Origin of the sequence: Solibacillus sp. FSL K6-1523, from assembly GCF_038005225.1 — a bacterium.
Lineage (GTDB): Bacteria > Bacillota > Bacilli > Bacillales_A > Planococcaceae > Solibacillus.
Window position 1 is genome coordinate 1,568,844 of record NZ_JBBOSU010000001.1, and the last position, 12,402, is coordinate 1,581,245.

Consider the following 12,402-nt stretch of genomic DNA (forward strand, 5'->3'; position numbering starts at 1 on the left):
AATATAATTAAATACTTAATCAAAAAACAAGCTAAGTAGTAAGTACCTAGCTTGTTTTTTTGATTTTATTTTAAAAGGGGCTCGTTAGAAAGTTTCAGTTCTAAGAGTAATTGTTTCGAAATTATATTTTGTGAATTTTTGGAATATTATAAAACTAACTGTTATAATTAGGAAGAAGTGGGATGAATGTGACGTCAATTCAAACGGCAAATCTCATAGAATTATCCGGTCTAGTGTTGTCATTCCAAGTATTGCACTTGAGTACATATTAAAAATGAGGGAGAAAATGAAAAATATAAACGCTAAAGAAATAAGTTTGATGAAAGTTTATACATGGGCTATTTCCTTTATAAAACCTTATAAAGGTAGAGTTTTACTACTAATCATTTGCGGATTAATCATCTCGGTAAGCGAACTAATCATTCCAAAAATGTTCGGCTTTTTTATAGATGATGTTTTAAAAAATAACAACTTCAATTTATTTGTTTATTGTTTGCTTGCCATATTTTTAATATTATTGCTGAAATTAATCGCTACCGCTTCGAAAGAATATTTGCAAAGATACATACAGGAAAATAGTGTGAGAGATTTACAGTGGCATATTGTATCAAAATTACGAATTCAAGGTGTTAGTTATCTTGAAAAGAACTCTACCGGGAAAATACTTGCCCTAGTAAACACGGAAGTTGCAGCGTTACAAGAGCTATATAGACGATATTTCCCTGAAATGATACAACTTATTTTGTTTGTTTCGATTGCTGTTTATTTCATGTTAGATATTAGTCTTTATTTAAGTGTAGTGATCATCCCTTGCTTTTCCCTCTACTATTTATTCGGTCCAAAGATTGAAAAGAAAGCTTCAAATATTGCCAAGAAACTAGCAAAAAGTCAAATCGATTTAGGACAAAAATATTATGAAAGTGTCTCTTTACTAAAAGAATTGCATGTGTTTAATAGCTTTGATTGGAATTTGAATAAAACATTAAAAGAAGTAGAGAACAATACAAGTTTATATACAAAGCGCTATTGGTATGCTTATTTAAGAGGATCGATTCGCCGATTTACGTATTATTTTGGTGCGATTATGCTCATTGTATTAGGCAGTTATTTAATTAAAAAAGGAATGATAACTGCCGGAGAATTTGTTTCATTTTTACTTCTTTATTTAATTACGATGCATAAATTAACATCCATCATTACGCTCTTAACGGAGCAAAAAATGCTCATGTTTCAAGCGAGTAACTTATATGAATTTACCCATTTAGAACCAACAATTTCTGAAAATGTTGATGCTATTCATTTAGATGAGCTAGAAGGAAAGATTCATTTTGAAAATGTTTCCTTTAGTTATACACCTGATTATCCAATTGTAAAAAATTTGAATTTTACGATTAATCCTGGTGAAAAAATAGCGTTTATCGGAGAATCCGGAAGTGGAAAATCAACAATTGCCAAGTTGATTACCCGTTTTTATGATTGTAATCGTGGGGAAGTTTCAATTGATAGCCATCCCATCACTTCATTGAGTTTGGGAACAATTAGACAATCGATTGCCATTGTCTTTCAAGATGTTTATATTTTTGGCTCTACTATTAAAGAGAATATTTTATTTGGAAATCCAAATGCATCAGAAGAAGAGATTATTGAAGCAGCAAAGGCAACCCATCTGCATGATTATATTATGGAATTGCCAGATCAATATAATACGAAAGTTGATGAGAAAGGGAATACGTTATCAGGTGGACTCAAACAACGCGTAGGTTTGGCAAGATTGTTTTTAATGAATCCATCGATCGTAATTATGGATGAACCAACATCTGCTTTAGATAATATAACTGAAACGCATATACAAAAATCTTTAGATAATTTTCTCGTAGGTAAGACTGTTATAACGATTGCGCACAGATTAAGTACGATTCGAAATTATGATCATATATACGTACTGGATAATGGCAAGATTACAGAATCTGGTTCGCATGAGCAGTTACTAGAAAAGAATGGTCTTTATAAGAAATATATAAAACAAACGAAAGAAGCTGGCCTCTTATGAAGAATATGCATTGGATTTGGCAATACATTAAAAATCAAAAGTTACTCTATTTTTCTGCGATATTTTTATTAATTCTGGAATCAATCAGTTTTGTTTATTCAATTACTTTGCAACAATATATTATTGATCAAATTATTATAGGTTCTGATTTTGGTGGCATTTTGAAATACGTACTATTAATCGCTTTATGTTATTTAGTATTCATCCTACTTTTTGTTGTGAACCCTTATATTCAAAGTAAAATTCATGGTCGTGTGAAATATCAATTAGTGGAGCAAGGTTTGTCGACTCTATATAGTACGCCAATCAATACGATTCAAAAAGAAAGAAATGCGCGCTATGTCCATCTTTTTTCGAATGAAATACCGATTGTAGCAAGATTGATAGGGGAAGATCTTTCGGATATTGTAAAGCACTTAGTAAGCACGATGATAATTGGTGTCTTATTTTTAAAGGCATCTCCTATCCTTTTTCTATCGATTCTTATTTTGTCTCTTTTTTATATAAAATCGGGAAAAAATTTATCAAAGAAGCAAAAAGAAGTTTGGAAAGATATTCAAGGGAAAAAATCTTCACTACTAATTGTATTAGAGGAATGTATCACTTCTACGCGTGATGTGATCGCAAATAATCGAGGAGATTGGGAAAAAACGAGGTATCAAAATCGTTTTATTCAATACTTTCAAAGTGTTATGTTGGAAGGCAAGCTAAAGATAAAAATGGTATTTTCATTAGAATCAATCACGTCCATTGCGCAAATCATTGTCATTGGCTATGGGGGATACCTTGTTTTTAAAGGGGCCATGTCCATCGGTTTATTAGTCGTTATTTATCAACTGACATTAGAGCTACTTCAATCATTTGTAAAAGTATATAATTTGATCTTTTCATTTTCAGGCAAGATGGCTTCCGTTGAAAATATTAGCAATTGGTTTGATGCAAATTCAAAGAAAACGGAGCGTACTCAAACGATTTCCTCAATTGAGTCGTTAACAATGAACAATATTTCTTTTCGGTATAATCCAGATGAAAAATTTATTTTAAAAGACTTTTCTTTAAATATACCAATGGGCAAGAAAATCGCGATTGTTGGACCTAGTGGTAGTGGGAAGTCGACGATTGGAAGTTTACTTGAAAATTTATATGAAGTGGAGGAGGGGAGTATACAGGCAAATAATATTCCGATTACCGATATTTCAAAAGAGAGCTGGAAATCGAAAGTGAATATCGTTTTTCAAGACCCGTACATATTTCCAGGGACTGTAAGGGATAACTTATTATTGGGATACAATCAAGTGACAGATGCTCAAATAATCAATTTAGCCAAAGCAATGTGTATTGATGACATGATTCAGAAATTGCCAGATCAATATGATAGTTCTCTGGGGGAGCGAGGAATAACGATTTCAGGCGGTGAAAAACAAAGATTAGCATTAGCGCGTGCTTTAATGAGAGATCCAGAGGTATTAATTTTAGACGAGTCTACGTCCGCATTAGATGTAAATACAGAAAAAATAATTCAACAAAACCTTGCCGAAATTAGAGAAAATAAAACGACCATTATTATTGCTCACCGACTTTCTACTATTAAAGATTCAGATGTCATTTTTGTTCTTGATAAGGGGACAATTGTAGAACAAGGTAGTCATGATGAATTATTACAAAATAAATCATTATATTATGAACTCGTGATGAATGAGATGAAGGGTACGGATAAGTAAAGAAAAATAGAATTGATGTACAAATACAAAAATAATAATTTGTATTTTATTTAAAAATGGGCCACTTATTAAGTTATTTCATTCTTTTCCAGTACTTTACACATGATCAGAAAAAAGCTTGTTATGATGAATGATAGATGCAGCACGAGAGGAGCAAAATAATGGGCTTTAAAGAAGATTTAAAACGAGAGATGCGTAATGCAACGAATGATGTATCCAAGGAAGTGGAAAAACAGTGGGTACTTAATTTTGAAGGACATACAATTGAAATAATGAACAAAATGCTTGAAGAAACATTAAAGGTGGACGGTGAAATTATCGCACAAAATATTCGGAAATCAATTTGGTCGCATATTTTCCCATATTCAACGTTAAGTGGAACATTCATCGGAAAAAGTGGTAAAAAACATAAAGTACATGTAAAAATTGGCGGCTTTATAAAGCTTCATTTAACGGTTAAGGTAGATGGTCAAAAGTTATTAACAGATAGCATGGCACTACAAATATTTCCTTGGAAAAATAAAGAGTTTCTTATTCCGTTTCTTGAGCAGCAATTTAGCGAGCACGGGAAGCTTGTCAATAAAGATTTACCAGATGATGAGTTTCTTTACGACGAAAATCAACTAAGATTTGCCCCAGGTTTAGCCGATCAACTTGTTAATGAACCCGTATTGCCAACGTATACAAAAAAGTTAATCAAACTTTTTATGCAACAAGTAGAAAATCCATCTGATGCGACGCGTAAAGCAACGTACGAAAAAATTCAGGATGAAAAGGTTATTAGCTATTTTCATGAGTTTTTAGCATTGTTTATCGAAACGGAGAAAGATGAAGCGCTTGTTCAAAAAGAAGCCATTTGGTTATTAGATCATGCGGCACATCGAGAAGTCGTGAAATTTGCGTTACTTGTACTCGGTACGACAAACTGTGAAAATTTAAAGGAACGCCTAAAGGTTATCGCTTTGCATGAGGAATTCACCGGAGTTGCTTTATTTGTGCTTACGAATGGCTGCCGCAATGTGAATGACGATATTTGGGAAGTTGCGAAACAAACATCAGGCTGGGGCAAGCTAGAGGCGATGAATTTTTTAGAGCCTGGACGTGAAGAAATTCGCCTATGGTTTTTAACGCATGGAGTGGAAGGTGTTGTAGAGGGCAATCATGCACCGCTACTTTGTGCAGAAAAAGGTCAACTTGACATTGAGTTGCATGAAGATACGATTACAAACACTGTATTTGATGGTGTAAGTAAACTGATATTGGCATTATTGTATGAAGCGCAATATCGCCAAATGGACGAATATGAATATGCCGGCCAAGTATTAATGCGCTACACAAAACATGCAAAATCACATAGTCAAACATTGCATCATTTTTATATATTAATAGAAATCGCTTACTATATGAATAGATCTGAAGAAGAATGGAACGAACGCTTCGAAGAGAATTGGAAACCTCATGAAAAGTTAGCGGTTGAAACAGTAATCAAAGAAATGAGCCGAAATTCGAAATGGCTGGAAGAGGCACAAGCGCTACTTGTCAATCAACCAGATAATAGTGGGGCTTTAGCGATTGTGGATTATTATAAGAACATACAATAATCCTAGTTATACCATGGATTTTCGGTGGGATTTAAAACACAAAAGTTGAATAAATAATCCTGTTATGGACAAACTTTAGGCACATCACTATAAATTTATCTTGAATCAGCACAATTTTTATTCAGTGAGGGTTCAAACCCCGGCTGAATTGGGGGAACAAAGGCTAAGCCCGTCACGTCCTTTGACAACGTCTTTGTGATCAACATCGTGTTGACCCAAGCTCTGGCGGATGTCACAAATTTTTAAGGGGGTAGGAAATCAGCCTAAAAACGTCACATCGTGTGACATCGGCTGACTGACCCACGTCCTGTGGGCCCTCGAAAAAATCTGGACGCAATTACGCCTCGGCGTAATTGATAAAATGCTTGGATAAAAAAGGAAGGTGTGTTTTAGTGGATAAAGGAGGTTGTGATTTTTCGCCGATGGAGCTAACAATCAAAGAAGATATTCGCCAAGTCATAACAGCATTACAAAAAAATGTAGAAATGATGGGGGATGAAAATTATTGCCTTCTTGGAAATTTTGAGAAAATAAAAGAAGAATTTTTGTCTATTGAAATGAAAGCTGCTACCTTTTATTTAAACTGTTATTTGTCACCATTTACGGACAAGTACCCGGAATTGTCGACTTGCGTTCAAAATATGTCTAAATTGAAACATGGAGGGTTAATCGTCATTCAACGGGAGGACCCTCTTCAATCCTTAATGAAACCAGGTATTACAATTGGCGCAGAATTAACCCATTCATTATTAGAATCTATCTTCTTTCCCGGAAATCCACTTCATGATGGGGCTGTATTGGTTAGCCGTAATCAGATTGTTTCCGCGGCAAATGTTCTCCCGCTATCAGATCGATTATCAGGTGGGAAAAAACTTGGTACACGACATCGCGCTGCATTAGGGTTATCTGAGCAAAGTGATGCCCTTGTACTCGTAGTATCTGAAGAAACAGGAAGAGTTTCATTTGCGATAGGTGGGAATCTTCATCCAATCATTACACATGGCTCTTTATAGATATAATAAATTAAAGCCCTAAGAAAGCAAGGTAGAATTTAATATCCTAATCATACGTAGCATGCTCAAAAAAGGGCATGTTTTTTTAGGTCAACTACGAAATCTATTCTTGAAATAAATTTGCATAGCATTTTGTATGGCAGGGAAATCGGCTAGTAAATGAAGAAATTTGGCGAGTAAAACGTAGTTTGGCTAGTTACCGCTTCAATTCGGCTAGTTTTCGATGTATTTGGGCGAGTAACGCCTGAAAAGTGGCTAGTTTCAACCAGTTAATGGCGAGTTTACGGAAAAAGTCGGCTAGTTACCGCGGAACAATGGGAAATCTATTGAAGGAGCGTTATGAAAAAGGCATATTTCTGCAGAAAAACTTAATAAAACGCTAATGAAGCTAAAATAATTGATACATTTTAAGTCGTTTAGGACATGTCTTGCTAAGTTTACGCAAAAAACAGCTGATTTTCAAAAAAATTTAGACATTCTCTATGTTATTACATATAATAGACTGACAAATTCGAAAAATGTTCATATTTCGATTTAATCGAATAGTTAGTTCACAGAATAGTCTTGACGTAAATAGCAAGAATTTGTACACTGGGTAAAACCAAATGTTTTTTCGGTAAGTACAAATATTAATTTGACAGTAAGGATATGATGAGATGATTGTATGTAAATTTGGCGGGACTTCAGTTGCGAGTGCAGAACAAATCAAAAAAGTGGCAAATATTGTGAAGTCCAATCCTGAAAGAAAGATTATCGCTGTTTCTGCGCCAGGAAAGCGTTCAGGTGATGATGTTAAAGTAACAGATTTATTAATTGAATTAGCGGATACGGCGTTAGCGAATGGAAATATCGAAGAAAAAATTCAAGCTGTTGTTGCACGTTATCAAGCCATTACGGATGGGCTAGGTCTTGATTTAACAATGTCGGGGATCATTACTGAAGATTTACGTGAGCGCGTTGCTGCGGATCGTTCCAATACGGAATTGTTTATTGACAATATTAAAGCAAGTGGTGAAGACAATAATGCCAAACTGATTGCCAGCTATTTTACTTCTATTGGTATGCCTGCAAAATATGTTAGTCCAAAAGATAGACTAATTGTGAATGACCGTCCAGAGCGTACGTTTGCAATACGAGAAGCATATGTGAATTTAAATAAATTAAAAGATGAAAAAGAAATTATTATTTTCCCTGGCTTTTTTGGTTACACAAAAGAAGGGATTTTGCGTACATTTGACCGCGGAGGTTCGGATATTACTGGCTCAATTTTAGCTTCAGCTGTTGGCGCAGATTTATATGAAAACTTTACAGATGTAGACTGTGTATTTGCAGCGAACCCTAAAATTGTGAATGATCCAGTTGATATAAAAGAAATTACGTATCGTGAAATGCGTGAACTTTCTTATGCTGGCTTCTCGGTGTTCCATGATGAAGCGTTAATGCCGGTATACAAGCAGGGAATTCCAGTTAATATTAAAAATACAAATAATCCTAGCGCACCAGGAACGCTTATTTTACCAACTCGTTCGCAATCAAATCGTCCGGTAACGGGAATTTCAGCGGATGGTGGATTTGCGATTTTATATGTTTCCAAATATTTAATGAACCGTGAAGTTGGTTTTGGTCGCAAGTTGCTACAAATTATTGAAGAAGAAAATATTTCGTATGAACATACACCATCTGGATTAGATGATATTTCTGTTATTATGCGTTCAGATCAATTATGTAAGGAAAAAGAAGCGCGTATTATTCAGCGCGTAAAAGATGAGCTATGCGCGGATGATGTGCATTTTAGCCATGATTTATCGATGATTGTCATTGTTGGTGAAGGTATGCGTCATAATACGGGTCTTGCAGCGCGTGCAGCATCGGCTATTTCATCAACAGGAGCTAATATTGAGATGATTAACCAAGGTTCATCAGAAGTAAGCTTAGTATTCGGTGTGCGATCTGAATTTGAAAATCAGATTTTAAAAGGCCTTTATCAAGAGTTTTTTGCAACGATTCCATCTTTATAAATTAGATAAATTTACCGGAGGGGTATTTTGGCGACATGTCAAAATACCTTTTTAGTTTATTTTTAAATCAACTCCATGTAAAATATACGATAGAGGGTATATGAAAGGGGACAAAACGATGAAAATTGAATTATTTTCGGATTTTGCTTGTCCATTTTGTTATATTGCAAAAACAAGATTACAGCAAGCAATCCAGCAATTAAATTTAGATGATACGGTAGAAATTGAATATAAAGCGTATCAATTAGATCCGGGAGCTTCTAAAATAGATGCACGACAATTTTATGATGATTTATATGAGAATAAAGGACAACGGGCAGAAAAAGTGAAGCAATTAACAGAGTCGATTCAAGCTCATGGGGATGAGGTTGGACTCACGTTTAACTTTGACGCGATTCAGCTAGCTAATACAGAAAATGCCCATCGCCTAAGTAAATTAGCTAAAACACTCGGCAAGGAAACGCAATTTATAGATACAATGATGGAAACGTATTTTACAAAAGGGATTAATTTAAATGATGAAGCGCAATTATTGGCAATTTGTGAACGAGTAAATATTCCGAAACAGCAAGCGATTGACGTTTTACATTCGACTCAATTTGCTGAAGAACTTGCGAATGACCGTTATGATGCGCAACAACTTCAAATAACGAGCGTCCCTTTTTTCATTTTTGAAAATCAATATGGTATTAAAGGTGTCGAGCCAATTGAAATTTTCACAAAAACTTTATTACAAGCACAGCAAGTGGTAAACAAAAGATTAGAAGTGACTGGCAATGACCTTACTTGTGGTCAGGATGGTTGTTCATTATAAAAAATAAAGTTCGATTTCTTTGGAATAAGAAATCGGACTTTATTTTTTTATGAAACAAGGGTGTCACATCAAAATAAATGAATAAATAGTTTTCTGAATATGATATAGTTGTTTTGAAACGTTATAGGAGGTTATTCAAAGGTGACATTTCTATCTAAATTACCTATCGCAACAGGGGGGCTTATGCTAGCTCTTGTGTCATTATCTAAACTATATAGCTTGATGGATATGACCATTATGAGCGCGGTATTTTTCCTATGTGGACTCCCATTATTTTTATTATTATTCGCAAAGATTCTATTTGCATTTCCGTCCGTTGTACAAGATATGCAAAATCCGATTATTGCATCTATATCGCCAACAATTCCAATGGGAACAATGGTTTTGGCAAATATTATGGAAAACTATTCATTATTAGCGCCAATGGCATCAATCATTTGGTATGTAGCAATTGTGATGCAATTAATGATTGTCGGTTATTTTGGTTATAATTTTATTTGGAAGAAAACATTCACTTTGCAAGATGTTTATCCAAGCTGGTTTATTATTTTCGTTGGACTCGGTATTATTCCGAATACGATAAGCAGTCAAAACCCACAGTTTGCGCAGTGGATTTTTTGGATTGTGTTGATCAATTACATAATATTGCTGCCAATGGTTATTGTACGTTTGTTGAAGCATAAACTAGGGGAGCCAGCTAAACCATTGTTAACGCTTTTGGCTGCACCGGGATCGATTTGTCTAGCAGGCTATTTGAATTTATTTGATACATATGAGAATTGGCTTGTCTTTATATTACTCATCATTTCCCAGGCAATGTATATCGTTGTGCTCGTAAAGTTGCCGAAATTATTGCAACTTCCTTTTTATCCAAGTTTTGCAGCATTTACATTTCCGTTAGTTATTAGTGCAACAGCTTTAGTAACAACTGCAAATGCCATGAACATCCCTTCTTTTAATTGGCTTGCGGGAATTGAAGTTTTCATCGCGTCATGTGTTGTTGTATATGTGTTCGTGCGGTATAATATTTACTTTATTCATTTGAGAACCGCTTAAAAAGTGAAATCTAGAAGGGGTTATTTATGCAAAAATATACTTATGAAGCATTAGCGGATATTACATCAACGGCACCGCAAGCAATTTTGAATGAAGGCTTGCAACCAGTTTTATCCTTACGTCGTGTTTACAGTAATCGGTTAAAAAAATTATTAGATGGTTATTTTGATCATCGCTATTTTTTGAAATATGAAGTATTAAACTTAGACGGAAGTTGTTTATTTGAAGTGAAGAAAATTTTCCGTCGAGGGAAAGTATGGTTTGAAGGGAAGGACCACGCAACAGGTGAGAAATACATCATCAATTATGAAAATTGGCGAATTGGTGTGCCAGAATTATTTATTACCCATAAAAATTTCAAAATGAAGATCGATAAAGAAATGGAAACGTGGTCGAATTTCCTAGTCGGCGAACAAGTTGTCGCGAGATGGTTAGCAGTTTATGATGAAGAGCAAAATAGATTTCACATTACATTAGAGCTATCTGAGCAGGCGCCGATTCAAAATGTAGCCTTTTATATTGCAATCGCGCAAGCAACTTTATTTATTGGGGTATAGGAGAGATAAAGAATGAACGTCGTTTTTGTCATTACCGAAACAGCAGAAGAAGTGTTAGAAATGGTTTCAAATGATGTCGCAGGATTATTAGCGGCAGTGAAAGGGGATAGTGTGTCATTTCCTTTTGGCACATTTCAATATGATTGCCATACGTTAGATCATTATTTAGTCGATAGTGAGTATCGCCAGGAATTAGTCATCTATTTAAAGGCCGAGGAGAAAAGAAATCCAACCATTCCGACGTTTTAAAAGGGATCAATCAACTTTAAAATAATTTAATACTATATTACTAAAACATCAATTAGGGGAAAGTACTTATTGATGTTTTTTGTAAATAGCGAGAGCCCTAGTATTAATGGATATTACGAAAAGGGGGATTAAAATGCGCCATTTTTTAACGGTAAATCAAAATAAGATTGAGGTCCTTCAAAAAGGGAGAAATGGGATTCCGATAATAATTTTAACAGGGATGGGCTGTTCATTTGACGAATGGTATGAAGTGACCGAGACATTAAGTCAATCAAACCGAGTCATTATGATTCATAGACCGGGGCTTGGAGAAAGTGAATTTCGCAATGAAGAACGCAATACACAAGCTGTTGTTAATGAAATAAATGAGATAATCCATTTACTTAAATTATGTGAACCTCTCCTTTTAGTTGGCCATTCCTATGGTGGGCTATGTGTACAGCATTTTGTGAAAATACATCCTAAAAAAGTTGCTGGAATCGTATTAGTAGATTCTACTTCTGTAGATTTAAAAAGTTTAGATGATTTGGAATTACTTGTTTTAAATGAAGATTCAACCGACGAATATTGGATGGAAAAATGTCATGCTTATTCTCGAATGAAAAGGGAAGAATTAAGTGCAATTATTAAGCCTGCTTTAACAGAAAAACAAAAGGAATTTCCAAATGATATTCAACAACGTTTACTAAACTTCCAATTAAATCCGGATTTATACAAGTCAATGCATTCTGAAATTAGCAATTGGAAGAAGGACGGAGAGAATATCAAAAATTTGATCAAACACCTTGATATCCCTTTAATTGTGATTGGCCGTGATCAGGAGCATTGCATTAGGTTAGGGATTATGGAAGGTTTACCGGAGTGGGAGGTAAGATTGTTTGAAGAAAAGTGGCAAGAACTTATTAGAAATCAAGTTAATTTTACTTCAAATGGTAAATTGATAGTGGCTCAAAATTCTGGTCATTGTATTCATATGGATAGACCTGATATTATCGTTCAATCCATTCGTGAAATGAAGTCCATAATCAATTACGCCGAGACGTAATTGATTGTAAAATCATTGTAATTTCTTCAGTCTCACTAAGTCATTCGTTTCCGATGAAAAATCAACTCGCATTTGATCTAACTCAATCTTCATCTTCTCTGTTTCAATAATGAAGTTTTTTTGTCTTATTTTTTCAAGTTCAATCTCATCCTTCATCATATCGGCTTTAATTTTAGCAAGTCTTCGTTGATGATCGGTAACAATGGCTGTGATTGGTACAGTCATGACAATCCCTACGATTATGATCGCTGTTAACATGTGATCGACTCCTTACAATT

General features: G+C 34.7%; 11 protein-coding genes. 10 read left to right on the forward strand and 1 reads right to left on the reverse strand.

Going from position 1 to position 12,402, the window contains the following annotated elements; all coding sequences use genetic code 11:
- Positions 1 to 286: 286 nt before the first annotated feature.
- The 10 genes from MHI10_RS07295 (at position 287) to MHI10_RS07340 (ending at position 12,124) form a co-directional block, all read left to right on the forward strand.
- On the forward strand, positions 287 to 2,050 hold the full coding sequence (locus MHI10_RS07295; RefSeq protein WP_340784298.1) for an ABC transporter ATP-binding protein: 1,764 nt from the start codon (positions 287 to 289) through the stop codon (positions 2,048 to 2,050).
- Positions 2,047 to 3,771: an ABC transporter ATP-binding protein gene (locus tag MHI10_RS07300; protein WP_340784299.1), complete on the forward strand. Its 1,725-nt coding sequence runs from the start codon at positions 2,047 to 2,049 to the stop codon at positions 3,769 to 3,771. The genes MHI10_RS07295 and MHI10_RS07300 overlap by 4 nt, the downstream gene beginning before the upstream one ends.
- 161 nt (positions 3,772 to 3,932) lie before the next feature.
- Positions 3,933 to 5,372 carry a hypothetical protein gene (locus MHI10_RS07305; protein ID WP_340784300.1) on the forward strand — a complete coding sequence of 480 codons (1,440 nt, stop codon included), beginning with the start codon at positions 3,933 to 3,935 and terminating at the stop codon, positions 5,370 to 5,372.
- A gap of 392 nt (positions 5,373 to 5,764) precedes the next feature.
- The gene (gene cdaS / locus MHI10_RS07310; RefSeq protein WP_340784301.1) at positions 5,765 to 6,385 is read left to right on the forward strand and encodes a sporulation-specific diadenylate cyclase CdaS; all 621 of its coding nucleotides are present in this window, start codon (positions 5,765 to 5,767) and stop codon (positions 6,383 to 6,385) included.
- Positions 6,386 to 7,041: 656 nt separating this feature from the next.
- Complete coding sequence (locus MHI10_RS07315) at positions 7,042 to 8,403, forward strand: aspartate kinase (protein WP_340784303.1); 1,362 nt, start codon at positions 7,042 to 7,044, stop codon at positions 8,401 to 8,403.
- Between the two features lie 118 nt (positions 8,404 to 8,521).
- The gene (locus tag MHI10_RS07320) at positions 8,522 to 9,217 is read left to right on the forward strand and encodes a DsbA family oxidoreductase (protein ID WP_340784304.1); all 696 of its coding nucleotides are present in this window, start codon (positions 8,522 to 8,524) and stop codon (positions 9,215 to 9,217) included.
- Positions 9,218 to 9,358: 141 nt separating this feature from the next.
- The gene (locus tag MHI10_RS07325; RefSeq protein WP_340784306.1) at positions 9,359 to 10,273 is read left to right on the forward strand and encodes a TDT family transporter; all 915 of its coding nucleotides are present in this window, start codon (positions 9,359 to 9,361) and stop codon (positions 10,271 to 10,273) included.
- Positions 10,274 to 10,299: 26 nt separating this feature from the next.
- Positions 10,300 to 10,830 carry a tubby C-terminal domain-like protein gene (locus MHI10_RS07330; protein WP_340784308.1) on the forward strand — a complete coding sequence of 177 codons (531 nt, stop codon included), beginning with the start codon at positions 10,300 to 10,302 and terminating at the stop codon, positions 10,828 to 10,830.
- 12 nt (positions 10,831 to 10,842) lie between these two features.
- Positions 10,843 to 11,079 carry a thymidylate synthase gene (locus tag MHI10_RS07335; protein ID WP_340784309.1) on the forward strand — a complete coding sequence of 79 codons (237 nt, stop codon included), beginning with the start codon at positions 10,843 to 10,845 and terminating at the stop codon, positions 11,077 to 11,079.
- Between the two features lie 133 nt (positions 11,080 to 11,212).
- Positions 11,213 to 12,124, forward strand: coding sequence for an alpha/beta fold hydrolase (locus tag MHI10_RS07340; RefSeq protein ID WP_340784310.1), 912 nt, complete (start codon positions 11,213 to 11,215; stop codon positions 12,122 to 12,124).
- 12 nt (positions 12,125 to 12,136) lie between these two features.
- On the opposite strand, the gene MHI10_RS07345 is transcribed toward MHI10_RS07340, so the two are convergent.
- Positions 12,137 to 12,382 (reverse strand): hypothetical protein, encoded by a 246-nt coding sequence (locus MHI10_RS07345; RefSeq protein WP_340784311.1) that lies wholly within the window; start codon positions 12,380 to 12,382, stop codon positions 12,137 to 12,139.
- Positions 12,383 to 12,402: the final 20 nt, after the last annotated feature.

Bases quoted from the DNA above. Each gene is read 5' to 3' on its own strand.
- MHI10_RS07295 (WP_340784298.1), top strand. From the start codon at position 287: ATGAAAAATATAAACGCTAAAGAAATAAGTTTGATGAAAGTTTATACA.
- MHI10_RS07300 (WP_340784299.1), top strand. From the start codon at position 2,047: ATGAAGAATATGCATTGGATTTGGCAATACATTAAAAATCAAAAGTTA.
- MHI10_RS07305 (WP_340784300.1), top strand. From the start codon at position 3,933: ATGGGCTTTAAAGAAGATTTAAAACGAGAGATGCGTAATGCAACGAAT.
- MHI10_RS07315 (WP_340784303.1), top strand. From the start codon at position 7,042: ATGATTGTATGTAAATTTGGCGGGACTTCAGTTGCGAGTGCAGAACAA.
- MHI10_RS07320 (WP_340784304.1), top strand. From the start codon at position 8,522: ATGAAAATTGAATTATTTTCGGATTTTGCTTGTCCATTTTGTTATATT.
- MHI10_RS07330 (WP_340784308.1), top strand. From the start codon at position 10,300: ATGCAAAAATATACTTATGAAGCATTAGCGGATATTACATCAACGGCA.
- MHI10_RS07335 (WP_340784309.1), top strand. From the start codon at position 10,843: ATGAACGTCGTTTTTGTCATTACCGAAACAGCAGAAGAAGTGTTAGAA.
- MHI10_RS07340 (WP_340784310.1), top strand. From the start codon at position 11,213: ATGCGCCATTTTTTAACGGTAAATCAAAATAAGATTGAGGTCCTTCAA.
- MHI10_RS07345 (WP_340784311.1), bottom strand. From the start codon at position 12,382: ATGTTAACAGCGATCATAATCGTAGGGATTGTCATGACTGTACCAATC.